Source organism: Corynebacterium sp. HMSC034A01, assembly GCF_001838175.1.
Classification (GTDB): domain Bacteria; phylum Actinomycetota; class Actinomycetes; order Mycobacteriales; family Mycobacteriaceae; genus Corynebacterium.
On sequence record NZ_KV835972.1, the window covers coordinates 25,534 to 48,605 of the forward strand.

Here is a 23,072-nt window from a genome sequence, read left to right on the forward strand (position 1 = left end):
AACTATCGACATCAAGGTATCGACCTCGCCGCAAACGCTCGTTTCCACCGCCCCGTCGCACCGCCCACCGCGACCCGCCACGTCCGCACCGGTATCGTTTCTGCCATGACGTTGGGCCTTCTCATTCTGCAGTTCGTGGGCTTGGTCGCCCTCGTGCTGCCCGCGTGGTTCGTGGGAAAGCGCAGGCTCGGCTTCAGGTGGGCGTCGCTCGGCTGGGGCACACTGGCGTTCCCACTGTCCCAGGTGGCCAGGTTTGCGTTGGTTATCCCGTTGCAGTTCCTGTTCAGCAAGACATTCGATCCAGCGACGGCCACCGCCCTGACCACCACTTTGTTCCTGGTCACCTCGGGCCTGTTCGAGGAGACCGCCCGCTGGATCGTGCTGCGATTCTGGGACAAGAACACCCGCGAGTGGAACGACGGCGTCGGCTTCGGCCTGGGTCACGGCGGCATAGAGGCGCTGCTACTCTTCACCAACCTGTTTGCCGGCAACATCATGCTGCTGACCAGCGGCGACGCAATCAAGGCGCAGGCCACCGGAAACGACGACCCCGCCACCGCGCAAGCCATTGCAGAGCAGATTGAGGCGCTGCAGAACATCGGCATGGGAATGATCGCCGCAAGCTGGTACGAGCGCGCGCTCGCGATCGCCGCGCACGTGGTGTTCACCCTGATCGTGCTGCGCGCGGTACGCGAGCGCCGCTGGCAGCTCTGGGCGCTTGCGGTTGCCTGCCACATCGGGTTCAACGCCGTTGCCGTGCTCGTCGCGCCCCACAGCGTGCCGGTGATGTACTTGCTGCTCACCGCACTCACAGCCGCGGGGCTGTGGGCGACTATCGACGGCCCGCTGTCGCACAAGACCTTCGCCCGCACCACTCCCACCAACCCCCTCGAGAACGAAACGCCCGCCCCGTGACCCACCTGCTGGAACTTCTCCCCGTCGACCCCGCCAACCCGCTGGCCATCATCCCCGCGCTGGAAGAGGCCCTGACCGGTCAGCGCACACTCCTGCCGGTGCCCGCGAACGACCCGGCACGCACGAACCTGCTGCGTAACACGCTGAAGCCCGGCGCGCCCATCGACGACGACATCGCCCTGGTCGTGTCCACCTCCGGCTCCACGGGCAAGCCGAAGGGCGCGATGCTCACCCCGGCGAACCTGATCTCCAGCGCGGACGCGACCCACCAGGCGCTCGGTGGCGAGGGCCAGTGGCTGCTTGCCATGCCCGTCGCCTACATCGCCGGGCTCCAGGTGCTCGTCCGCAGCATGGTCGCCGGCGTCGAGCCCGCGTTCATCGACCTGACCCGCGGCTTCAACGTCGCCGAGTTCGCCGCCCGCGCCCACGAGCTCGCCCGAACCGGCGAGCGCACCTACACCGCCCTGACCCCGATGCAGCTGGCCAAGGCCACCTCCACGCTCAAGGGCATCGACGCGCTGCGCACGTTTTCCGCGGTCCTCGTCGGCGGCGCCGCAACCAACCCGCGTCTGCTCGACTCGGCTAAGAAGCTGCGCATCAACGTGGTTACCACCTACGGCTCCTCCGAAACCTCCGGCGGCTGCGTCTACGACGGCCGCCCCATCGCCGGCGCGCGCGTGAGAATCCAGGACGGCCGCATCCACCTCGGCGGCCCTATGGTCGCCCGCGGCTACCACCAGCTCGACTCCCCCGATCTCACCGGCGGCTGGTTCCGCACCTCCGATGCCGGCGAGCTCGACAGCGGCGTGCTCACGGTCCTCGGCCGCACCGACAACGTCATCTCCTCAGGCGGCCTCAAACTCCACCCCGAGGTGTTGGAAGAGGAGCTTTTGCTTATCGACGGCGTCACCGCCGCCACCGTCATCGGCAAAGACGACGACCGCCTCGGCCAGCGCATCTGCGCCGCCTACACCGGCTCCGCGACAGTGCCGGACATCCTGGACGCGCTCGCCGACGCAGAGGACTCCGGCCGCATCGCGCACTGGCAGATCCCCAAGGAGCTCAAGGTGGTGGCGGCGTTGCCGCAGCTCGGCCCGGGCAAGGTGGACCGTACGGCCGTCAAGGAGCTGTTCTAGCCGTTCGGGTTCTCAATGATCACAGGCGCGACCTGGAAGCCCGGTGAGCCGTAGTCAGCCACCCACCGGAGAAACGGCGTGATCTCTTCGCCCGGGCGCTTCCCTTGGTTGATCTGCTTGATCACTAAGTGCGCAGCCGCGATCTCCCCCTGGTGCGGCGGACGCTTGAGGCGCAGTCCGTCTAGAGACTTGATTTCCTTGTAGCTATACCGCATCTTCGCCGCTACTCTTCCTTACCCCGCCGCCAACTCCGACGCCCGCTGGTACGACACTCCGAGCACCTGCCCCATCTCACGGAGCGTGAACCCCTCGTCCTTCATCTTGCGGGCCAGTGCCGACCTCGCGGCAGCAGCATCATCCGATGCAGCTTTCGCCTTCACGCCGAGTTCGTCGGCACGCTTACGCAACGACTCGACCTCGGCGGGGAGGATAGGCACAACCTCGATCTCAAACTCGCCCGGCTGCATCCCAGACTGAAACGCGATCGCCTCCGCCACCTCATCGGCCGCCCGATCGAGTCGCCGCGTCTGTGAGACCACCCCAAGTTCATCGCACTCCAGCACCCAAGCGCCGCTCGGACCACGCTCTGCGGTCACCGTGAACGCCTTCATCGCCACCACCCTTTCCCTAATTCGTTCTGAAATTGGTCAAAGAACTTCCGCGCTGCAAGATCGTCTATCTCGTTATGTCTGCCCAGCGTCCGAGTCGTGTCTCCAACCCGGTATGCGTCATGGCGAGTTAGGTGGATCTCCTCAAATTCCAATCCGCGTCTGCGTGCTTCAGCTCGCAACTTCCTAATTACTGCATAACGCTTCATAGTTCAACCTCCCCCATCGCATATCTGTCAACCATAGATTGACATCCGGTTTTCACCCTTCACCCCTTTGGACGCAGCGAACCCGCCACCGGTTCCATAGAGCTTTTGCCTATCGACGCCCTCCGGCCCCCTCCCCCGCCGCCAACCCGAACACCCGTCCGATTTCACACCCCGCGCGTCGGCCCATGGCCTAATCTGCTGAACAGACAACAAAAGGCAGCGCAGACTGCCGCGGAGAGCAAGGAGCGATGATGGACCCGCAACCCGGGCACCCGAACCACACCAACACCCCGGTCAACAACACCGGTTTCGCAGTGGTGGACCTGGAGACAACTGGTGTGATGCCCAGCGACCGGATCGTAGAAATCGGCGTGGTGCTGCTTCGGCCGGACCTCACCGTTGAGCGGACGTGGGAGACGTTGATCCAGCCGGAGCGCGACATCCCGAATAGCTACATCCACAAAATCACTGCCACCGACGTCGTCGACGCTCCCTCGTTCCGCGACGTCGCTGCGTACCTGGGCTCGCTGCTGCACGGCCGCACGCTTGTGGCGCACAACGCGCCGTTCGAGCGCCGCTTCCTCACCAACGAGTTTGCCCGCGCCAAAACGGAGAACGGTCTCGCGCAGTTCTGGGTGGACACGATGACGCTGTCCAACCAGCACCTCGGCGTGAAGAAACTTGAGCAGGCCCTCGCCATCGCGCAGATCCACAATCCCCTCGCCCACTCCGCACTGGCAGATGCGCAGGCCACCGCAGAACTGCTGAAGTACTTCCACACGCGCCACGGCGCGGTCCTCGACGGTTTTCCCACCGCTGTTTTCCCTGCTCCTGCGGCTGAGCCACGCGTGCTCCCCAGGGGCGCCGCGTCCGCATGGACCGGCCAGCTTTCCCGCACGCTGCCAGCCACCGGCACGAAGGACGAAGAGGCTTACCGTGCTGAGCTGACCTGCGCACTCGTCGACCGCCAGATCTCACGCACCGAGATGCGCCAGCTGGAGCAGACCGCGATCACTTCCGGGCTAAACGCCGACGACGTCGAGGCGATCAACGAGGAATTCGTGCGCCAGCTCGTCGTCGAGGCCTGGTCCGACGGCGTCATCACCGCAGAGGAACGCAGCGAACTTCTCGCTGTTGCCGATGCGCTGAGCGTGGATCCCGCACTCATGCATTCGCTTCTCGACGAACCACAGGCCGGCACCGCCCCCAGCCAATTCACCCTTCACCCTGGCGACCGCATTGCGCTCACCGGCGCGATGGATATTTCTCGCGATGCCTGGGCAGAGCGCGCCACCGCCGCAGGTCTGGAGGTCGGCGATGTCACCCGCAAGTGCGTGTTGCTGGTCGCCGCCAATCCGGACTCCATGAGCGGAAAGGCTCAGAAGGCGAGGAAGTACGGCATCCCGATTGTCGGCGAGACGAAGTTCGCGCAGCTCTTGAGCGCGATCGACCATGAAGCCATTCCGCAGCAACCCGCAGCGTCAGGGCAGCCTGCAGACAGCGCCGAGCACGAGACACAAGAGCAGTTCTCCTGGCTCTCACCGGAGCAGGTTCGCACGACGGGCGCATCCCCGTCGCGAATCGCGGCGGCCTGGATCGCGCTGCACCCCACGCGTCCGCTTCACGAGATGGCCGAGAACCTCGAGCCTCACCACATCCCCGAGGCCACCGGGCGAGGCATCGACCGCTACCTGGCGGTGTGGAGCTTGGAGCACCCCGAAATGCTGCAGGTCAGCGCCGACGATCTGCTCCAACTTCCTGGTGTTGGGCCGAAACGCCGCGACCAACTGGTGGAGATGGTCGTTGATCTTGCCGTCGACGGGGTTCCTGAGGCTCCGGCTCAACCTGCAGATATTGCCGACGCAAGTGCGACCACGTCGGCGCCCTCTCCATCTGCCGACCACACTTTCACTCCCCCGCAGCCCGTGACCGAATCCGGACCACAGCCGGTTCTTGACCTCCGCCAGGCTTCGGCAACCAGCCGACCCGCCGCCGAACCCCAACAACCCGCACCTTCCGACCCGACCCCCGAAGAGCTCCTCACCGCTGCGAACGCTCCGCACTACACCCCTGCGCCGGTGCCCTCATCTTGGAGCACCCCGGCTCCGACGGAACCTACACCCGCGCCGGTAAAGCGCCCGAAGGCCGCCAAGGTGTTCAAGTGGTCTGCGGGCCTCGGTGTGCTGTGCTTCTTCCTGTTCGGTTTGTGCATCGAGACCTTTGACCCGGATGCCGAGTCCTTCATCGCCGGCGTGTTCGCACTCGGCTTCTTCTTCGGCGGTCTCACCGCTGCGATTTCTGGCGTGATGGCGCTGTTTAACTTGTTCCGAGGAAAGTAGCCAAAGGCCCCTTAGGGCTTCGTCGCGGTGATAGCGAATTGGAGCGGCAGGCGCTCGGGGTTGTCGCGGAGGATGAATCCGCGGGAGTCCTCCACCATCAGCTCCGGCCAGGGGCACCACGCGGAGTAGGGGGTTTCTTCGAGGGCGGTGATGGTCAGGCCGGCGTCGATGAGCGCGGTGACAATCTCGCCGAGTGAGTGGTTCCACTGGTGGTTGCGCGGGCTAGTCAGCTTCGGCGCGCCCGGGGTGATGACGTAGCTGTCCTCGTCCTCCCAGGTCAGCGGGTCGGGCATTTCGAAGTACGGCTGCTCGATGCGTAGACCCTGGGAGATGTCCTCGCCGATGGTCATGAACATGGGGTGGTCGTCGCGGATGAAGAACGTGCCGCCCGGAGCAAGTAGCTTTGCGACAACCTCCGCCCACCCCCGCACCTGCGGCAGCCAGCACAGCACGCCGGCGGAGGTGTAGACGAGGTCGAATTCGCCGTCGACAGCTTCGCGAGCGTCGTAGACGTTGCTCTGGATGAACTCGACGTCCGCGTCGGCCTGGGCAGCGAAGTCGCGGGCGTAGTTGATCGACTCGGCGGACAGATCCACGCCAACGACTCGGGACGCCCCGCGGCGGGCGAACCCGATGGTGTCCGTGCCCACGTGGCACTGCAGGTGGCACACGGACTTTCCGGTGAGGTCGCCGAAGCGGTCGATGTCCACCGCGAGGACGCTGCTGATTGCGGTCTTGTCCGCGATCAGCTCGTCCTTGCCGCCGTAGTTGCCGAACATGTGGGCGTGGGCCCGTGAATCCCAGTTGGCTTGGTTGTCCGCGAACCAGGATGCTGTTTCGGACTGCGGTGCGTTGGTCTGCTCGTCGCTCATGGTGGCAGATGTTACGCGCCGCGGGCTTCGTCGATGAGGCGAAGGAGCTTACTCACTGGAATTGAGGCCTCGGCCCCAGCCCGGTCATCCACTCCGGCTTCAATGAACCGCCGGAGCACATCGTTGGTAGAAACTCCCTCGGCTGCGGCCATTCCCCGCGCGGTGCGGAGAACCCGATTAGGCATGGTGACAGTAAACGCAACGCTAGCTTCGGGGTCTGCGACATTGCCCAGGTCTCCTGGTTGAGCATCTTCCATGAGATCGGAGGTGTCGGTGTTGTCGTAATAGGAACGTAGTTTTTCCGACTGCTGCTCGTTCATCGTTGCTCCTTCCTCCGGAATTGCCTGATTTCTTGGGCCTCGCACACTTGGTCGGCATTTTTATCACCCGCTGGCGAGACTAGCTTGCGCGAGAGTAGAAACCTACCCATTTAGCTGTCTAAAATGCGTAATTATCTTCCCCATCCTAAAAACTAAGAACGGAGGTGCCATGAGAAAGTCTCTGACCCCAGTTCGGAGAACTGTGGAGGAATTGGATGAAGAACTCGCCAGTTTGAAAGCCCAAATGGCACCTCTCACCGTCGAGCACCTTCGTCGCTTACGGGATGCTGGTGCGATTGAGTATGCGGAAGAGCGACTCTTAGAGCGGTACGAGGCCTGTATGTGGCTCCGATACGGAGTGGCGTGACTTCATCACGGGGCCTCGAAAACGCAGTGCGCGCCTTCATGCTGCTGACGGTGCAATTGCTCGAGAGGACCCTTGAGGGCTCATCGCCGATCGACGCGGAGATTCTGGCTGACGGACAACGAGCATTCGTCGAGGGTACTCATCCGGTCATTATTGCCCACTCTGGGAGCGACCGCCTAGTCCTCCGCTATGAGTATCTACTCAGATATGACGATGTCAACGACGATGTCGAAATAGAGAAAAGCACCTTCAAAATCGAGTTCAGGGCGAGAAAGAAGCCCGTCCCGGTCGTCCGGTTCGAGTACGAATCGCAAGCCAGGAACAAACCCGCTTCGCATTTCCAGTTCCACGCTGACTCGGTGCCACTAGGACTACTGCTTGCCCGTGCGGGAAGGTATGACACCGCAGCCCAGCAGCAGGACATCCATTTCCCGATGGGCGGACCTCAATTCCGTTTGCAACTCACGGATGTCGTCGAACTGCTTATCCGAGAGTTCGGCGCTGCGCCCGAGACAGGATGGGAAGAGTGGCTCGATTTTCACCGCACCCTCTACCACGACGCGGAGGTGGATCGGGTGATCCACGGAAATCTTTCCCGGGCGGTGGCCCTTCTGGAAGAGAGCGGGTACAGGGTCGAAGGACCAGAATAAGGACTGCTACCGGAGGATCGTCGCAAAGCAATTGCTCGCAAAGCACAATCGTGTAATTCGTGCCACAATGCGGTGGTGTGAGGCACGAGAAGCTACGCTCCCGCAAACCGTCCACAAATCCGAAGTACGCAACCTCCCCCTCCACCACCCACTACCGCGGCACCTCGCCGGCGCGCATGCAGGCGTCGAGGTTCCGCAACAAACAGCGAATCCCGATGATCCCGGCCAGGTGATAGTGCACGTTTGGGCCGGGCGTAGGGGTTAGGCAGTTTCAGTTGTTGTTTCAGCAGTCGGTGCCTTCGAGCGATCGAAGGCCAGCAGGAGTAGGCCGAGGAGAATCCAGCAGCACAACACTATCCAGGGCTGCGTGGACCCGGCACCATCGAAAAAGCTTAGCGAGCGAACGAGGAAGCCCGTCGCGCCAATCGGCATCAGCTGGCCGAGCGTGGACCAACCCGCCGGCAGCAACCACGGGCCCGTGGCCAGGCCGGACAAGGGGTTGGCAACGAAGATTGTCAGCACCGCGCCCAGGCCCGCACCCGGCATACCCATAAGCGCGCCGAGGCCCGCGGTCACCGACGACGTCGCGGCAAGGCCGAGCGTCACAGCCAACCATTCCATGAACACGCTGCCGGAGAGGGTGCCGTATACGCCGTGCAGCATCCAGACCGCGACACCGGCGCCAATCATTGCAACACCAGCAATCACGGCAGCCTTCGACCACTTCTTCCCGCGAAGCAGCAGCGTCGGCAAGATGCCCGAGATCACGCCGCCGAACGCGAGCGGCAGTCCGAGCAGCGCGAGGCCTTGGGCCTGCGGGTCATCTTTGGTGGTGGGGGCGAGATCCTTCGTTTCCACAGGCATGCCGCTGGCCTCCATGTTTTGAGCGACACCGCTCAGCATTTGCACGTACGGTGCGCCATTGCCGGAGGCGGTATACACGGTCGCGCCGCCTTCACCGATCGCGATCGCGCCAACCGCCTCGCGGTCGCGCACCATCGTCTCCGCCTCCTCCGGCGAGCTCACGGTGATGAAGTCCGGGTGCTCCTCTTGCTGTTCAGCTTGAGCAATGAGCTTCTCGACGACAGGCCCCGGACCGGCCACCGCAACCGGCACCCCGTCCGGCCCGGACGCGAATGTCGGGGCCAAAAACGCCCAGAGCAGCAGTCCGATGACGACGGGGATGCCAAGGATCATGGCGAGTGCCTTCTTTGTTGCACCCTGCGTGGGTGCGGGGCGCGCCACGGTTGTGGACAAAATCTCCTCCAAATGGAACAGTGTGTTTCAATTACACAAATGGAGCATACTGTTCCACTTCTGGCGCGTCAACGGTAAGCTGCGGGTCATGCGAAAAGATACTGCCGAAAACCGTCAAGCGATTGTGGAGGTCGCCTCCACGCTCATCGCCCAGATGGGGCCTGGCGTGTCGCTGCGCAACATCGCTAAGGAGGCAGGCGTGGGCGTGGCCACCGTGAGCCGCCACTTCCCCGACAGGGACGAGCTCTTCCGCGCGGTGCTCGAACACACCATGAACAGCATGCGCGACGTGGTGGACAAGCACCTCCTGCGTTTCCCCGACGCACCCGAAGACACCTGGCGTTCCGCGATCGGCGAGATGGTGAACTTGAACTTCCCCGCCGTCGGCCAGGAAATCCTGCCCAAACTGCTACCCACGTTGTCGCACGAAGACAGGGCTGTCGCCACCGCGCAGCTGCAAGCCATCTACGACCCGCTACTTGCGCAAGCCAAACAGCACGAACTGTGCCCCCCGGACCTCGACTACCTGTCGTTCGACTTCGCCATCATCGCGCTCTCACGCCCGCTGCCCGAGCCCGCGGAGGAAGCGTTCGCGGGCAGGCGCGCCTGGCTCGTCGACGTGTTCATTGATGGATTGCGCACCCAGCAAGCGAGCTAATGTACGGCTCCTACTAGCTCGTCGATAAGCGAACGCACACGGGCGTCAATGTCGTCGCGCACCAGGCGCATGCGCTCCATGCCCTCGATGCCGCGGTGCGAGGGTTCGTCGGTGTGCCAGCGCTCCAGCGTGCCGCGGGCGCCGTCAGGCATTTCCACCTGCGCGTCTTCGCCGAGCACCACGACGCGATCAACGCTGCGCAGCAGTTCCGGATCGATGGGTTTGGGCGTGCCGTGCGACATGTCGGCGCCAGTCTCTGCAATCGCCTCGACCGATTCCTGGTTCAGCTTCGTGCCGGGTTTGGTGCCTGCGGAGTGGATGCCGAGCTGGCTACCCGCGTGCTTCTCGGCGAGCGCCGCCGCCATCTGGGACTTGCCGCCGTTGCCGACGCAGACGAACAGGACTGAGGGCTTCATGTAAGGCTCCTTTGGTTAGGCAGGGTTGGGTCACCGGGGAACAGTTTCGGGCCGATCCCCCGCATGAGGTAGACCAAGCCGACGAGCACCGGGATCTCGATGAGCGGGCCAATCGTACCCGCCAGCGCCTGGGCGGAGGTGGCGCCGAAGGTGCCGATCGCCACCGCGATGGCGAGCTCGAAGTTGTTGCCGGCGGCGGTAAACGCCACCGAGGCGGATTGGGCGTAGTCCATGCCGGAGAGTTTGGCCACCACAAGTGCCACGGCGAACATGCCCACGAAGTAGCACAGCAGCGGCAGCGCCACCGTGGCCACAGTCAACGGCCTGGACAGGATCTGGTCGCCCTGCAGGGAAAACAGCAGCACGATCGTGTACAGCAGGCCGACCAGCGCCAGCGGGGAGATCCGGGGCAGGAAGGTGTTTTCGTACCAGTCGCGGCCCTTGGTGCGCTCACCGATGATGCGAGACAGCAGCCCGGCCAGCAGCGGGATGCCCAAAAAGACGAGCACGGAGGAGACGATCGCCCAGAAGGAGAAATCCACCGAGGTGGTCTCCAGGCCCAGCCAGGACGGCAGGACCTGCAGGTAGAACCAGCCAAGCACGCCGAACATGAGCACCTGGAACACCGAGTTGATGGCCACCAGCACGGCGGTGGCTTCCCGGTCTGCGCAGGCGAGGTCGGACCACACCAGCACCATGGCGATGCAGCGCGCCAACCCGACGATGATCAGGCCGGTGCGCAGCTCCGGCTCGTTAGGCAGGAACATCCACGCGAGCGCGAACATGAACGCGGGGCCAAGAATCCAGTTCAAAATGATGGATACGGTCATGAGCCGTTTGTCGGTGGCGATCTCGCGGGTTTTGTCGTAGCGCACCTTGGCCAGCGGCGGGTACATCATCACAAGCAGGCCGAGCGCGATCGGCAGCGAGATCCCGCCGACTTCAAGGCGCTCGAGTGCGCCCGAAAGCCCCGGCACTGCGCGGCCGAGGGCGAGGCCCGCCGCCATGGCGAGCATGATCCACACCGGTAGGAAGCGGTCAAGAAATGACATGCGCTCTACTGGCTGAGAGGTTGTGTCTTCCATCTGGAATCCTTATCTATTGACGATTATCAATACGAACACTAAAAGGCACATTTATCGCTGTCAATATGAAAAGGTAGGAAGCATGAAAGATTCTGTCGCCACGACAGCAGACACTGGCCTCGACTGCTGCTCGCTGGGCTCCGGCTTGCTCTCCGCAGACGACGCGACGCGTTACGCGGCCCTGTTCAAAGTTTTGGCGGACCCCGGCCGGCTGCAACTACTCTCCTGGCTCGCCGAAGAGGGCTGCGAGCCGATGAGCGTGAGCGAACTGACGCAACGCTCTGGGCTAAGCCAACCGACGGTTTCCCACCACCTCAAAAAACTTACCGAGGCCGGCCTCCTAGAAAAGAGCCGCCTGGGCAGGTCGGTCCTCCACCGGCTGCGCCCGGAGCTGTTCGCGGAACTTCGCACCGTGCTGCAGATGGACTGAGACTCACCAGCTGAGACAGAACCACTCCCAGCCGAACTGGTCCAAAGACTGCCACATGCCCCTACTGCTGGGAGAAACGCTCTAAGTCGTCCGGCGCACCCGCCATCACAATCAGGTCCGACGGGGAGAGCTCCTGGCCCGGCACAAACGGCTGCCACTCGCCATTGCTGTTGCGCACGGAGACCACCTGCACGCGGTGCTTGTCCCACAGCTTTTCCGCGTCGCAGGGACCGGACAGCAGCGCACGCGGCGGGGCCATCTTGATCACGCCGTAGTTCTCCGCCAACTCTGCGAAATCCTGGAACCTCCCGCCGAGCAGATGCGCCACCCGGCGGCCGGTGTCGTGCTCCGGGCGCACCACGTGGTGCACGCCGAGGCGTTGCAAAATGCGGGCGTGGGACTCCGAATCAGCCTTCGCCCAAATGTCGGGCACCCCTAGATCTACCAGGTTGGAGGCGGTCAGGATGGACGCCTCCAGCGCGGAGCCGATGCCGAGCACCACGCGTTTGACGTCATGCACACCGAGCTGGCGTAAGGCTTCGGGGTCGGTGGTGTCGGCGACGGTGGCGTCGGTAAGCAAAGGCGCATGCTCGCGCACCAGCCGCTCATCCACATCGACGCCCATCACCTCCACGCCGTAGCGGGTGAGCTCCTGGGCGATCGCACCGCCGAAACGGCCCAGGCCAATGACCACCACGGGCGGGATATTCAAACGCTGCGTGGACGTGAAACGGGGGAAGTTAACCAATGAACGGCCTTTCTGTGGGGTAGTCGAACCTGCGGGAAACGGTGCGCAGCGCCAGCGCTGCGACGAGTGTGAACGGGCCGATGCGCCCGAGGTACATCAGCAGGCACAGCGCGAGCTGGGACGGGGTGGACAAATCCGCGGTGATGCCGGTGGAAAGCCCCGTGGTGGCAAACGCCGAGATGACCTCGAAGTTGACCTGGTCGGCGGTGAACTGGGGGTCGCAAATACGCAGCGTAGCTACGCCTGCGGTCACCGCTACCAGTCCCGCCGCGGCCACCGTCATGGCCTGGCGCACCACACTTTTTGGCACGGTGCGGTGGCCCACGGTGGTGGCGTCGCGGCCTTTGAATTCCGCCAGCATGGCCGCTAGCAGCACGGTCGCGGTGGTGATCTTGATGCCGCCGGCTGTGCCCGCGGACCCACCGCCGATGAACATGTAAATGTCCGTGACCATCAGCGTGATCGGGTGCGCCTCGGCGTAATCGACAGAGTTGAACCCCGCGGTGCGCGGCGTCACCCCGGAAAAGAACGCGTTGAGGCACTTGACACTGGTTGGCATGCCGGCGAGGAAGCCGCGCCACTCCAGTAGTGCGATGATAAGCGTGGCGCTGACCACCAGAAACGCGGTCGCCTGCAGCGTCATGCGGGTGGTGATGGACAGCCGCCGCGAGCTCACCGGCGCGCCGTGGACCAGCCCGCGCATCTGCTCGCGGCCGCGGCGCACCAGCTCGGAAAGCACCGGGTAGCCCAGCCCGCCAATCATCAACGCACCCGCCAACGGGATGAGGATCCACCCGTCCGTGTTGTAGGAGACCAGACTGTCCGGACGCAGTCCGAAGCCGGCGTTGTTGAACCCGGAAATCGCGTGGAACACGCCCTCGTATGCGGCGCGCCCCGGCGCCATGCCGTAGACGGTGGCGAAGCGAATGCCCAAGATCACCGCTACCACCCCCTCAAAAAAGAAGGTGAGCAGCAGCGTTGCCACGAGCGTCCGCCTCACCCCACCTTCCAAAATTGGCCGCCCCTCAGCTGCCGTGGCATACCGCGAACGCAGCTTCACCCGGCCGGTGAGCAGCATGCCGGTAAGCGAGGTAATGCTCATGATGCCCAGGCCGCCGGCCTGGATCAGCGCCAGCACAATGAACTGTCCGGCCAGGCTCCAGTGGCTGCCGGTGTCCTCGGTGACCAGGCCGGTCAAAGTGGTCGCGGACGTGGCGGTAAACAGCGCGCTCATCAGCGCTGTAGGCGCGCCGTCAGCGGAGGCGAACGGCATGGAAAGCAGCGCTGTGCCGGTGAGGATCAGAGCTAGAAAGCCCAGCGCAGTTAGTTGCGCGGGGCCGAGCCACCTCTTGGAGGCTGTGTCATTCACCGGCCAAACGCTACTCCGCGGCGCGCAGCTTGGCTACGTCTTCTGCTGAATACGTCGCCGCGATTTGGACGTCGTTGCCGCCGGAGAGGTTCACCCGCGACAGGCGCACACGCTGCGAGCCCGGGACCAGCGGAAAGTTCGCCGAGCGCTCCGAAACCTGCTTCACCGGGAACCCGGCGCTCAGGGCGCAGTGGTTCAGCCACACATCGTCGGCGCGTGGTGCGAGGTCCAAAAACTCCGTGCCGCGCTCGGCGACGTAGCGCACCATCTCCTTCGGGTAGCGCACGCCGTCCACGCCGGTGGCGAAGTGCAAAATCGACGGCTCTGTGCTCCTTACCGGCCGCCACTTCTTGTACGGGGCGATGCCTTCTTCGTCCAGCACGACTCTGTGGGCGCGGTAGGCGGTGATGGTGGAGGCCGAAGGAGCGTCGATGAGCTTCTGCGCAAACGTGCGCGGGTAGAGCACATCGTCGTCGACGGTGATGACGTTGCGGTCCGGGTACTGCTGGAACGTGCCGTAGTACTTGGTGTGCGGGCCCAAGCCGCCGGTGGATTCGTGCACCTGCAGGCCGCGATTCGCAAGCGACTGCAGCGCGTCCGGCCACCGGGCGTGGAAATCCACCGGGTCCAGCCACAGGTGCACCGGCAGGCGCACCGTGCCCACCAGCAGCGACGCAATCGCCGCGGCAGCCGAGCGCAAACGGGTGCCGTGGGTGGTTAAGGAAATGACGGTCTCGCCGTCTGCCGGGAAGCGCTTGTCCGAGTTGTGCGCCGCGTTGAGCAGCAACGGGAGACGAACGAATGCGCCGGTGGCCACGAACCCTTGGCGCACGGCGTAGTCAATCCACATGGCGCATTACCCTAGCCGACCGGCGAGGGAGGGTGCATGATGGAGGGCATGACTGACACTGGGACTCACACTGCCACGCCCCGCGACTGGTGGGACGCCGCCCGCCCCCACACCTGGCCCAACGCATTCGCCCCCGTCATCGCCGGTACCGGCGTGGCGGCCCTGACCTTGCAGGCCCACCCCGGCCGCGCCGTGCTGGCGCTTCTGGTGGCGTGGGCGCTGATCATCGGCGTCAACTACGCCAACGACTACTCCGACGGCATCCGCGGCACCGACGACGACCGCACCGGGCCGACGCGCCTGACCGGCTCCGGGCTGGCCGCGCCGGAGCAGGTAAAGCTGGCGGCGTTTATCGCGTTCGGCGCCGCCGCTGTGTTCGGCGTGATCCTGTCCGCGGTGGCGGGCGCGATGTGGCTCGTGCTGGTGGGCGCGCTGTGCATCGCCGCGGCGTGGTTCTACACCGGCGGCGACAGCCCGTACGGCTACTCCGGCTTCGGCGAGGTCTCGGTGTTCGTGTTCTTCGGCCTCGTCGCCGTGATGGGCACCGAGTACACCCAGTCCGGGATGGTGTCGTGGGAAGGCTTCCTGTGCGCGCTGGCCATCGGCGCGATCTCCGCGTCGGTGAACCTGGCCAACAACATCCGCGACATCCCCACCGATGCGGCCGCCGGCAAGCGCACACTCGCAGTAAGGCTTGGCGACGATAAAGCGCGCACCCTCTTCACCGTGCTGACTTTGTTCCCGTTCTTCATTTCCGTGGTGCTGTCGATGACCACCGTGTCTGCGCTTGCGGCACTGGTGGCGCTGCCACTGGCGGTGGCGAGCGTGCAGAAGGTGCGCGGCGGCGCTTCTGGTGCGGAGCTGATCCCGGTGCTGGGGCTCAACGGCAAGACGATGCTTTTGTGGGCCGTGGTCACCGCGGTGGCGTTCGCATGGTTCGGCTGGACGTTCTGGGGCGGGTTCAGCGGCATCGGCGAGGCCGTGCCGTACGCGCCGTTGTCGTAGATGTAGTCGCAGGTGTCGATCGGGCGCGCAGGTGCCTCGTTTTCGCAATGTGGCAAATATTTGCCACATTCCCAAACGCAACCACCCCCAGCGATACACTCAGCCGCATGCTTGACGTCCTCACCGGTTTTGCCATCATCTTCACCGTCATCGCGGCGGGGTGGTGGCTGGCCCACAAGCGCGCCATCGGGCCTGGCGAGGAGCGCCTGCAGCTCAACCGCATCGCGTTCTACGTGGCCACCCCGTCGCTGATCTTCTCCTCGGTGGCGGTCTCGGACACGGACGCGTTCTTCTCCCCGGTCATCCTGGTCATCGCCGTCGCCACGGTGGTGACCATGCTCATTTACTGGGCGATCAGCGCGGTCTTCTTCCGTCAGGACGCCGCGGAGACGATGGCGGGCGCGGCGTCGGCGAGCTACTACAACTCTGTCAACATCGGCCTGCCCATCGCCACCTATGTGCTTGGCGACGCCACCTTCGTCGTGCCCGCCCTCGTCCTCCAGATGGCGGTGCTCTCCCCCATCGTCATCGCGGGGCTGGACCGGGGCGCGAAAGGCGTCGGCAAGTCCGTGGTGGCCGGCCTGACCGCGCCCGTGGTGGTCGCGGCGTTCGCGGGGTTTGCCGTCTCCGCGTCGTCCTGGACAGTGCCGGAGCCGGTGCTCGCGCCGCTGGAGATCTTGGGCGGGGCGTCCATCCCGCTGATCCTTATGAGCTTCGGCGCCTCACTCACCGGCGAGAAGGTACTGACAAGCCACCGTGGCCCCACCCTCACCGCCACCGCGTTGAAGCTGGTGGGTATGCCGGCGGTGGCGTGGATCGTCGCAAAGCTTCTGCACCTGGGGCCGGAAGAGATGTACGCCGCGCTGATCCTCTGCGCGCTGCCCACGGCGCAGAACGTGTACAACTACGCGGCGACGTACCGCTCGGGTGAAGTGATCTGCCGCGACACCGTGTTCCTGACTACCTTCCTGGCCCTGCCGGCCATGCTGCTGATCGCCGGAGTGTTCTAGCTGTACTGACCTCAAACGTTGGTCAATCGTGAAAACCCAGTGCAACCAGCCGTCGAGCTCGCCGCGGTAGCAAAGCGGTGGAGAGGTGTGAGGATGATGTTGGCGTGTCTTAGGTCTCTCATGCCTCGGCCAGCGTCTTCTGTGGCATCTTGAGTTGACCCAGGGCTAGGAGCAGTGCTGCCGTGGCCAGTGGCACCAGGCCGGCGGTGATGAACAGAGTTCTGGAGTCGATGAAGCGGCTGAAGAGTCCGGTGAGGGCGATGGACAGAGGCATGAAGGCGATGGAAATGAAGAAGTCGAGGCTGGCGACCCTGCCGAGCATCTCCAAGGGGACGTGCTCTTGAAGCACTGTTCCCCAGATGACCATCCCGATCCCGATCAGCGCCCCGTAGAACGCGAGTCCTGCACCGATGGCCCACGGATTGCTGGTGAGCGCCGGGATGGACAAGGGCAGACATCCGAGCGCCCAGACGCCGACCATTGCGGGCAGGAAGCGTTCCGGTGTGCGCCACGACCCCGCCAGCAGGGAGCCCACCAACCCGCCCGCGCCGAGGGCAGCCAGGACGGCCCCGTAGAGGGCAGGTCCATTGTCATGCGAGGAGCGCATAAGAGCGGGTAGGAGGACTTCGAGTGGTCCGGTCACGACCAGTCCCATGACGGCCGCGAACAGGACACTGGAGCGAACCCAGCGTGTGCGGGAAACGTAGCGGAAGCCATCGAGCAGATCGGTGATCGGTGAGTCTGCCGCAGCGTCGGCATTGGCCTCCGTTTCGGCGCGGGTGGGGGTGGGAAGCCGCAGGGCCGCGAGCAGGCCAAGTCCGATTGCTGCTGCGATGAGGTACCCGCCAGCGGCGGGCATGCTTGCGCCGATGAGCGCTCCGACGACAGCGGGCGCAAGTGCCTGCCCGACCAAGGGACGGGTGGCGCCTTCGAGGCCGTTGACGGCCATGAGGTCGTCGCTATCCACCAGGACTGGCACCAGTGCCGTGTAGGCGGGGAAGAAGAAGGCGGTTGAAGCGCCACTGATGAACGCGGAGACCGCGAGCATCCAGAAGGTGACAAAGTCGAGGATTGCTGCTGTGGACATCGCGGTCGCGATGGCGAGATTCAGGGCGAGCACACCCACGATGACGGATTTGTTGGGGATCCGGTCGGCAATTACGCCAGCTGGGAGGGATCCCGCAAGCAGGCCGATGCCGCTCCAGGCCACGACACCCGACAAGGTGGCTGGCGTGGCGCCCAGGTCGAGGGTCTGCATGGTCAGGTAGAGGGCCCAGGCGCCCTGGGCGAAGATGGTCAGCACCATCGCTGCGAACAACTGGCGGTACGTGGGGATGGTCAAGGGGTGAAGCGGGTTCATGGCATGTCCTTCAAGTCAAGGTTCAGGTGGGGCCAGTCGGAAAAGTCGTGGAGCATCTGCCGGTCATGGGTGGCGACGATCACCGCGCAGGAGGCCTGTTGGAGCTCGGTGGTGATGTCGTCGACGAGGTTCGATGACAGATGATTGGTGGGTTCGTCCAGGAGCAGCAGGTCTGGGTCCTGTGCCAGACACATGGCCAGGTGGAGTCGGCGTTGCTGTCCTTGCGACAGGCGCCCCACGGGCGTGTTGGTTGCAGAGGCCTCGAGCAGCCCGAGCGAGCCGAGAGTAGGCGCCTGAGATCGGCGGCCCAGCTTTGTTAGGTACGCCTCGTAGACCTCGTGTGCGGGGCTGGAGTGATCCCAGTCGGAGACCTCTTGAGACAGCAGAGTGATGCGTGCTCTCGGGTTCACTCGCACATGTCCCGTGGTGGGGGCCAGACGCTGTGCAAGAACTGCCAACAAGGTGGACTTTCCCGCGCCGTTTGGTCCGGTGACCACCAACCGGTCACCGCCGTTCACGTCAACCGACACCGGAGTGTCCAACCGGTCCTTCACAGTAACTTCGGTGGCGTTCATGATGCTCTGCCCGGCACGAGTTGTCGAGGCGGGCCACGCTAGACGCAGTGGCGGTGCCGGCACGTCGATCTCATGACGTTTCAGGTCTTCTATACGTCGGTTGAAGGCTTGGACCACTCCAGCAGCGCGTGTGGCGCGTTGGTGCTTGCCTGTGCCCTTGTCAGGTCTCCATCCCCCCTGAGACAGGCGGGAGCGTGCCTCGGCTGCAGCGCGTGTCAGTTCATTGTGCCGGGCGACCTGGGCGGCGTGGTCCTGTTCCCACACGAGGCGTTCTCGTCGGCGGCCTTCAATCCAGCCTTGGTAGCCGCCCGAGTAGGTTCGCGGCACGCCATCTCGGGTCGGGTCGAGATCCAGGAAGGTAGTCGCCACATCACGCAGCAGAGCGCGGTCGTGACTGACCAGAGCCAGGCCACCGGGGTGATCACGCAGTCGTTCGGTTAGGAAGGACAGTCCTGCAGCGTCGAGGTGGTTCGTGGGCTCGTCCAGCAGGAGCAGGTCAGGGGTCGATCCAAGTGCGACGGCAAGCCGGACCCGGTACCGTTGCCCGACCGACAAGGTCGACAGTATGCGAGCGCGGTCGCTGCAAGCGTCAAGGCCTGCAAGTGCGATGTCCACGCGCCTTTCTGCATCCCAGGCATCCAATAGCGTGGCGGTCTCGAGCGCTGCGGAATAGGCATCGGCCGCGTCGTTTCCTGCGGCGAGTGCTGCGCTCGCCACGTCGAGTGCCTCAAGTGCAGCCCTGGAGGGAGCTGTCGCTTCGGCGATGAGATCGCCGACGGTGCGGTTGCCTTCGGTGGGCATGTCCTGCTTGACCAGGACGAGGGAACCCATCTGGGTCACTACTCCCGAGTCAGGGGTCAGGAGCCCCGCCAAGATATGGAGCAAGGTGGTCTTACCACGGCCGTTGTCGCCGACGATCGCCAGGCGTGAGCCGGCGGAGACGGTGACATCCAGCCCGTTCAGGAGGTGCCTGTCTCCCAAGGTGATGTGGATTGATTCGGCACGGATGTGTGCGACTGGCCCGCGGGGCGTTCCGTTCCACACACATGACCGCAAGGTTGGTGTGATTGGCATTTCGTACTTTCAGCTCGTCATGGAGCCGGGCAGCACTAAATGACCGCCCGGCAGATGGCCAGGACGGCAGACGAGAGATCAGAAGGGGTCCCGCCGCCGTCAGCGGGCGGAACGCAGCTTCATGGAAGCGATGCCTGAGTACATGAGGCAGAGTTTACCCAGCGTGGCGGATCTCAGCCAATTAATTGACGTCTCCGGTCAATACGTCTAGTCCGCTTGACGCACCCGAGTGCAGTGGTTAACACTTTGGCAATGAGGAAGGCACGGAAAACTGTGGCAGCCGCGCTACTGACGGTGGCAGCGGTGTTGGGCGGATGCTCGTCGACAGGCGGAGCCCCCCGCAACGAAGACGGCGGCGGCACGGCGGGCGGCGTGGACACCCCGCGGTACGTGGTGGCGATGGTCACCCACGGCGCGCCCGGCGACACCTACTGGGACCTCGTGCGCAAGGGCGCCGAGGACGCCGCGAAGAAGGACAACATCGAGCTGCGCTACTCATCCGACCCGCAGGCGCCCAACCAGGCGAACCTCGTGCGCTCCGCGGTGGACGCGGGCGTGGACGGCATCGCCGTGACCATGCCGAATGCGGAGGCGATCGGCCCAGCGGCGCGCGACGCCGTGGACCACGGCATCCCCGTGGTCGGCCTGAACGCCGGCATGACCGCGTACCAGGACTACGGGTTGACCGGCTTCTTCGGCCAGGACGAGACCGTGGCCGGCCGCGCCGCCGGCGAGCGCCTCAAGGAGGAAGGCAAGAAGAAGGTGCTGTGCGTGATCCACGAGCAGGGCAACTCCTCGCAGGAGGCGCGCTGCGCCGGTGTGCGCGACAGCCTCGGCGGCGACTCAAACGCGGTGGAGCTGCTGTACGTCAACGGCCAGGACCTCACCGCCGTGCAGTCCACCATCACCTCGAAGCTTTCCCAGGACCGCTCCTTCGACACCGTGTTTGCGCTGCAGGCGCCGGTGGCGATGCGCGCCGTGGAATCCGTGAACCAGTCCGGCGCGAAGGCACAGGTGTCCACCTTCGACACCAACGCGGAGCTCGTTGGCGCCATCGCGGACGGGCGCGTGGCGTGGGCCGTGGACCAGCAGCCGTACCTGCAGGGCTACCTGGCGGTGGACTCGCTGTGGATTGCAAAACGCAACGGCGGCACCCTCGGCGGCGGGCGCCCCGTCTACACGGGCCCGAGCTTCGTGGACGCAAGCAACGTCGACAAGGTCGAAGAGGCCGCGAAGGCGGGCATGCGATGAGGGACGACCGCCTGAAAACCCGCACCGGGTTCGCGCGCCTGATCCGCCGCCCGGAGTTTGCCAGCCTCCTCGGCTTCATCGCTATCTTTGTCTTCTTCCTCTCCGTGGCGCCGGCGTTCCGCTCGTTTGAGGCGCTGGCCACCACACTCTATGCCAGCTCCACTCTGGGGATTGTGGCGCTGGCGGTGGGCATGCTCATGATCGGCGGGGAGTTCGACCTCTCCTCCGGCGTGGCCGTGACCACCGCCGCGCTCGCCGCGACGATGCTCAACTACAACTTGCACTTGAACTCCTGGGTGGGCGCGTTTTTGGCGCTGGGGATCTCGCTGGCCATCGGCGCGCTCAACGGCTTTTTGGTCACGCGCACCGGCATCGATTCCTTCCTGATCACCCTGGCGGCCTTCCTCATGCTCCAGGGCCTGAACCTGGCGGTGACGAAGCTGGTCACCGGCCAGGTGGCCACCCCCACCATCGCGGACATGGAGGGCTTCCCGTCCGCCCACGCCGTGTTCGCCGGCAACTTCCACATCGGCAACGTGCGCGTCTCGGTCACCGTGCTGTGGTGGATTTTCTTCGTGGCCGTGGCGTCGTTCGTGCTGTTCCGCACCAAGCTCGGCGGCTGGATCACCGCGGTCGGAGGCAACGCCGAGGCCGCCCGCGCCGTGGGCGTACCGGTGCGCCGCGTGAAGATCCTGCTGTTCATGGGCGTCGGCTTCGCCGCGTGGTTCGTTGGGATGCACACCCTGTTCGCCTTCGACTCCATCCAGGCCGGCCAGGGCGTGGGCAACGAGTTCCTCTACATCATCGCCGCGGTCATCGGCGGCTGCGCCATGACGGGCGGGCGCGGCACCGCCGTCGGCACCGCCATCGGCGCGCTGATTTTCGGCATGACCAACCAGGGCATCGTCTACGCCGGTTGGAACCCGGACTGGTTCAAGTTCTTCCTCGGCGCGACACTGCTGGTGGCGGTGCTCGCGAACACCTCCTTCGCCAAATACACCAAGGGGCGCTAAGTGGCTGTCATCGAACTGGAAAACATCACCAAGTCCTACGGCAGCTTCGAGGCGCTGCGCGGCGTTAACCTCGCCGTGCGCGAAGGCGAAGTCACCTGCGTGCTCGGCGACAATGGCGCCGGCAAATCCACCCTGATCAAAATCCTGTCGGGCCTGCATCAGCCCACTTCGGGCACCATGCTTATCGACGGCTCCGCTGCCACCCTCACCTCCCCCCGCGACGCCATCAGCGCCGGCATCGCCACCGTCCACCAGACGCTGGCGATCGTCGACGAGCTCAGCGTCTGGCGCAACTTCTTCCTCGGCCAAGAACTCACCGGCGCGTTCGGCGTGCTGCGCCAAGCCGAGATGAAGCGGATCTGCTCCGAACAGCTTCTAGAGATGGGCATTGACATCCCCGACGTGGACGTCGAGGCCGGCAACCTCTCCGGCGGTCAACGCCAGGTCATCGCCATCGCCCGTGCCGTCTACTTCGGCGCCCGCGTGCTCATCCTCGACGAGCCCACGGCGGCCCTTGGCGTGAAACAGTCCGGGGCGGTGCTGCGCATGGTCGCCGCCGCCCGCGAGCGCGGCATCGCCGTCGTATTAGTCACCCACAACCCCCACCACGCCTTCTTGGTCGGCGACCACTTCACCATCCTGAAGCTCGGCCACCAGGAGCTCGACGCGCCCCGTTCCGAGGTCACCCTCGAGGAGCTGACCCACCAGATGGCCGGCGGCGGCGAGCTGGAGGCGCTCAGCCATGAGCTGAGGCGGGACTAAACCTTTGGTGCGTCGATTAGCGAGCTAGCGTTCGGCGAGCTCGGACTGAATCCAGTCCTTGCGCGCCTGGCGCTGGTGCTTCAGCTCCGCGACAGCCTCATTCGCCTCAATGCGGTGGCGCTTAAACAGCAGCATCGACAGCGGGAACGCCACAATCAGCGCCAGCAGCGCCGACATAATCACCGGCACCGGCGCGCCAATGAGCACCGCGGCGAGCTGGATCACCACCGTCAGCGCGATGAACAAAAGCAGGCGGTCCAAGCCGTAGATGGCCACGGCCTTGTTCGCCCTCGATTTCGCCCCGGGGTCTACCTGCGGAGAACGTTGATCAGTCACGGTTGTTCACCCTATCCGGTGGCCAAGTATGTTTAAAACCATGGGAAGGTTGCTACTCCTCGCATTGGTCGTCCTGGCCGCCGTGCTGCTCTGGCGCGCGTTCGGCCCCGGCTCCGCCGAGCGCTACGGGTCGCTGCGCGGCGGTTCGCAGCGGCAGGTGGAGCAAAAACCCGTGATTAAGGGCCCGGACGACGACGAAGAGTTCCTCTGGAACATCGAGAAAAACCGGTTCAAGGAGCGCCGCGCCCGCGAAGAGGCCGAGCGCCGGGAGGCCGAGCGACGTGAGCTGGAGCGGCGTCGTTCCGAGGCCGAGGCGGAGCGGAAGCGCCGCGACGACGAGCAGCGCGACGACATCTAGGGCTTTTGCCAGCCCGTCTGAATTTGTTCACTAGCCCAGTGAACAAATTTCGAACGGGCGCCGGATTCCTGACAGATTCCGCCGGACGTTTGCGCCGAC

The 23,072-nt window shown here is 64.7% G+C and carries 25 protein-coding genes; 12 read left to right on the top strand and 13 right to left on the bottom strand.

Annotated elements, in window-relative coordinates:
• Window positions 1–105 precede the first annotated feature (105 nt).
• Both HMPREF2791_RS07420 and menE read left to right on the top strand, forming a co-directional pair.
• Window positions 106–915, top strand: coding sequence for a YhfC family glutamic-type intramembrane protease (locus HMPREF2791_RS07420; protein ID WP_070844908.1), 810 nt, complete (start codon window positions 106–108; stop codon window positions 913–915).
• Window positions 912–2,051: an o-succinylbenzoate--CoA ligase gene (menE, locus tag HMPREF2791_RS07425; protein ID WP_070844909.1), complete on the top strand. Its 1,140-nt coding sequence runs from the start codon at window positions 912–914 to the stop codon at window positions 2,049–2,051. The genes HMPREF2791_RS07420 and menE overlap by 4 nt, the downstream gene beginning before the upstream one ends.
• On the opposite strand, the gene HMPREF2791_RS07430 is transcribed toward menE, so the two are convergent.
• Both HMPREF2791_RS07430 and HMPREF2791_RS07435 read right to left on the bottom strand, forming a co-directional pair.
• A complete protein-coding gene (locus HMPREF2791_RS07430; protein ID WP_038609494.1) occupies window positions 2,048–2,266 on the bottom strand; it encodes a hypothetical protein in 219 nt (72 codons plus the stop codon). The genes menE and HMPREF2791_RS07430 overlap by 4 nt on opposite strands.
• Before the next feature lie 18 nt (window positions 2,267–2,284).
• A complete protein-coding gene (locus HMPREF2791_RS07435; protein WP_038613649.1) occupies window positions 2,285–2,662 on the bottom strand; it encodes a hypothetical protein in 378 nt (125 codons plus the stop codon).
• A 454-nt stretch (window positions 2,663–3,116) separates the two neighbouring features.
• On the opposite strand from HMPREF2791_RS07435, the gene HMPREF2791_RS07440 reads away from it, so the two are divergent.
• Window positions 3,117–5,207 carry an exonuclease domain-containing protein gene (locus HMPREF2791_RS07440; RefSeq protein ID WP_070475253.1) on the top strand — a complete coding sequence of 697 codons (2,091 nt, stop codon included), beginning with the start codon at window positions 3,117–3,119 and terminating at the stop codon, window positions 5,205–5,207.
• A gap of 11 nt (window positions 5,208–5,218) precedes the next feature.
• Here the strand turns inward: HMPREF2791_RS07440 and HMPREF2791_RS07445 are convergent, their stop codons facing one another.
• Both HMPREF2791_RS07445 and HMPREF2791_RS07450 read right to left on the bottom strand, forming a co-directional pair.
• Window positions 5,219–6,079, bottom strand: coding sequence for a class I SAM-dependent methyltransferase (locus HMPREF2791_RS07445; protein ID WP_038609491.1), 861 nt, complete (start codon window positions 6,077–6,079; stop codon window positions 5,219–5,221).
• 11 nt (window positions 6,080–6,090) lie between these two features.
• A complete protein-coding gene (locus tag HMPREF2791_RS07450) occupies window positions 6,091–6,399 on the bottom strand; it encodes a hypothetical protein (RefSeq protein WP_038609488.1) in 309 nt (102 codons plus the stop codon).
• Window positions 6,400–6,762: 363 nt separating this feature from the next.
• Between HMPREF2791_RS07450 and HMPREF2791_RS07455 the strand changes: the two genes are divergently transcribed.
• Window positions 6,763–7,416 carry a hypothetical protein gene (locus tag HMPREF2791_RS07455; RefSeq protein WP_141764948.1) on the top strand — a complete coding sequence of 218 codons (654 nt, stop codon included), beginning with the start codon at window positions 6,763–6,765 and terminating at the stop codon, window positions 7,414–7,416.
• Window positions 7,417–7,677: 261 nt separating this feature from the next.
• Here the strand turns inward: HMPREF2791_RS07455 and HMPREF2791_RS07460 are convergent, their stop codons facing one another.
• Window positions 7,678–8,685, bottom strand: a complete 1,008-nt coding sequence (locus tag HMPREF2791_RS07460) for an ABC transporter permease (RefSeq protein ID WP_246825486.1) — start codon at window positions 8,683–8,685, stop codon at window positions 7,678–7,680.
• Window positions 8,686–8,761: 76 nt separating this feature from the next.
• Here HMPREF2791_RS07460 and HMPREF2791_RS07465 point away from each other — a divergent pair, with 76 nt between their 5' ends.
• Window positions 8,762–9,331 carry a TetR/AcrR family transcriptional regulator gene (locus HMPREF2791_RS07465; RefSeq protein WP_070844911.1) on the top strand — a complete coding sequence of 190 codons (570 nt, stop codon included), beginning with the start codon at window positions 8,762–8,764 and terminating at the stop codon, window positions 9,329–9,331.
• Here HMPREF2791_RS07465 and HMPREF2791_RS07470 read toward each other — a convergent pair.
• Window positions 9,328–9,747: an arsenate-mycothiol transferase ArsC gene (locus HMPREF2791_RS07470; protein ID WP_070844912.1), complete on the bottom strand. Its 420-nt coding sequence runs from the start codon at window positions 9,745–9,747 to the stop codon at window positions 9,328–9,330. The genes HMPREF2791_RS07465 and HMPREF2791_RS07470 overlap by 4 nt on opposite strands.
• Window positions 9,744–10,799 (bottom strand): ACR3 family arsenite efflux transporter, encoded by a 1,056-nt coding sequence (gene arsB / locus HMPREF2791_RS07475; protein WP_290172069.1) that lies wholly within the window; start codon window positions 10,797–10,799, stop codon window positions 9,744–9,746. The genes HMPREF2791_RS07470 and arsB overlap by 4 nt, the downstream gene beginning before the upstream one ends.
• 115 nt (window positions 10,800–10,914) lie before the next feature.
• Between arsB and HMPREF2791_RS07480 the strand changes: the two genes are divergently transcribed.
• Window positions 10,915–11,262 carry an ArsR/SmtB family transcription factor gene (locus tag HMPREF2791_RS07480; RefSeq protein ID WP_070844914.1) on the top strand — a complete coding sequence of 116 codons (348 nt, stop codon included), beginning with the start codon at window positions 10,915–10,917 and terminating at the stop codon, window positions 11,260–11,262.
• A 61-nt stretch (window positions 11,263–11,323) separates the two neighbouring features.
• On the opposite strand, the gene HMPREF2791_RS07485 is transcribed toward HMPREF2791_RS07480, so the two are convergent.
• The 3 genes from HMPREF2791_RS07485 to HMPREF2791_RS07495 are packed head-to-tail and all read right to left on the bottom strand — an operon-like array spanning window position 11,324 to window position 14,229.
• Entirely contained in the window at window positions 11,324–12,010 is a 687-nt protein-coding gene (locus tag HMPREF2791_RS07485) for a potassium channel family protein (protein ID WP_070844915.1), read from the bottom strand.
• The gene (locus HMPREF2791_RS07490) at window positions 12,003–13,379 is read right to left on the bottom strand and encodes a TrkH family potassium uptake protein (protein WP_070844916.1); all 1,377 of its coding nucleotides are present in this window, start codon (window positions 13,377–13,379) and stop codon (window positions 12,003–12,005) included. The genes HMPREF2791_RS07485 and HMPREF2791_RS07490 overlap by 8 nt, the downstream gene beginning before the upstream one ends.
• A gap of 10 nt (window positions 13,380–13,389) precedes the next feature.
• Window positions 13,390–14,229 (bottom strand): glycosyltransferase, encoded by an 840-nt coding sequence (locus HMPREF2791_RS07495; RefSeq protein WP_070844917.1) that lies wholly within the window; start codon window positions 14,227–14,229, stop codon window positions 13,390–13,392.
• Window positions 14,230–14,268: 39 nt separating this feature from the next.
• On the opposite strand from HMPREF2791_RS07495, the gene HMPREF2791_RS07500 reads away from it, so the two are divergent.
• Window positions 14,269–15,234 carry a 1,4-dihydroxy-2-naphthoate polyprenyltransferase gene (locus HMPREF2791_RS07500; protein WP_083327939.1) on the top strand — a complete coding sequence of 322 codons (966 nt, stop codon included), beginning with the start codon at window positions 14,269–14,271 and terminating at the stop codon, window positions 15,232–15,234.
• 107 nt (window positions 15,235–15,341) lie between these two features.
• Window positions 15,342–16,244: an AEC family transporter gene (locus HMPREF2791_RS07505; protein ID WP_070844919.1), complete on the top strand. Its 903-nt coding sequence runs from the start codon at window positions 15,342–15,344 to the stop codon at window positions 16,242–16,244.
• Between the two features lie 118 nt (window positions 16,245–16,362).
• Here HMPREF2791_RS07505 and HMPREF2791_RS07510 read toward each other — a convergent pair whose 3' ends face one another.
• Both HMPREF2791_RS07510 and HMPREF2791_RS07515 read right to left on the bottom strand, forming a co-directional pair.
• Window positions 16,363–17,604, bottom strand: coding sequence for an MFS transporter (locus HMPREF2791_RS07510; RefSeq protein ID WP_070475265.1), 1,242 nt, complete (start codon window positions 17,602–17,604; stop codon window positions 16,363–16,365).
• Window positions 17,601–19,253 (bottom strand): ABC-F family ATP-binding cassette domain-containing protein, encoded by a 1,653-nt coding sequence (locus HMPREF2791_RS07515; protein WP_070475266.1) that lies wholly within the window; start codon window positions 19,251–19,253, stop codon window positions 17,601–17,603. The genes HMPREF2791_RS07510 and HMPREF2791_RS07515 overlap by 4 nt, the downstream gene beginning before the upstream one ends.
• Window positions 19,254–19,505: 252 nt before the next feature.
• On the opposite strand from HMPREF2791_RS07515, the gene HMPREF2791_RS07520 reads away from it, so the two are divergent.
• The 3 genes from HMPREF2791_RS07520 to HMPREF2791_RS07530 are packed head-to-tail and all read left to right on the top strand — an operon-like array spanning window position 19,506 to window position 22,279.
• On the top strand, window positions 19,506–20,504 hold the full coding sequence (locus HMPREF2791_RS07520) for a substrate-binding domain-containing protein (protein WP_070844920.1): 999 nt from the start codon (window positions 19,506–19,508) through the stop codon (window positions 20,502–20,504).
• On the top strand, window positions 20,501–21,517 hold the full coding sequence (locus tag HMPREF2791_RS07525) for an ABC transporter permease (protein ID WP_070844921.1): 1,017 nt from the start codon (window positions 20,501–20,503) through the stop codon (window positions 21,515–21,517). The genes HMPREF2791_RS07520 and HMPREF2791_RS07525 overlap by 4 nt, the downstream gene beginning before the upstream one ends.
• Window positions 21,518–22,279, top strand: coding sequence for an ATP-binding cassette domain-containing protein (locus tag HMPREF2791_RS07530; RefSeq protein ID WP_070844922.1), 762 nt, complete (start codon window positions 21,518–21,520; stop codon window positions 22,277–22,279).
• A gap of 24 nt (window positions 22,280–22,303) precedes the next feature.
• Here HMPREF2791_RS07530 and HMPREF2791_RS07535 read toward each other — a convergent pair whose 3' ends face one another.
• Entirely contained in the window at window positions 22,304–22,615 is a 312-nt protein-coding gene (locus tag HMPREF2791_RS07535) for a DUF4229 domain-containing protein (protein WP_083290284.1), read from the bottom strand.
• A gap of 40 nt (window positions 22,616–22,655) precedes the next feature.
• On the opposite strand from HMPREF2791_RS07535, the gene HMPREF2791_RS07540 reads away from it, so the two are divergent.
• Window positions 22,656–22,973 (top strand): hypothetical protein, encoded by a 318-nt coding sequence (locus HMPREF2791_RS07540; RefSeq protein ID WP_070844923.1) that lies wholly within the window; start codon window positions 22,656–22,658, stop codon window positions 22,971–22,973.
• Window positions 22,974–23,072 lie beyond the last annotated feature (99 nt).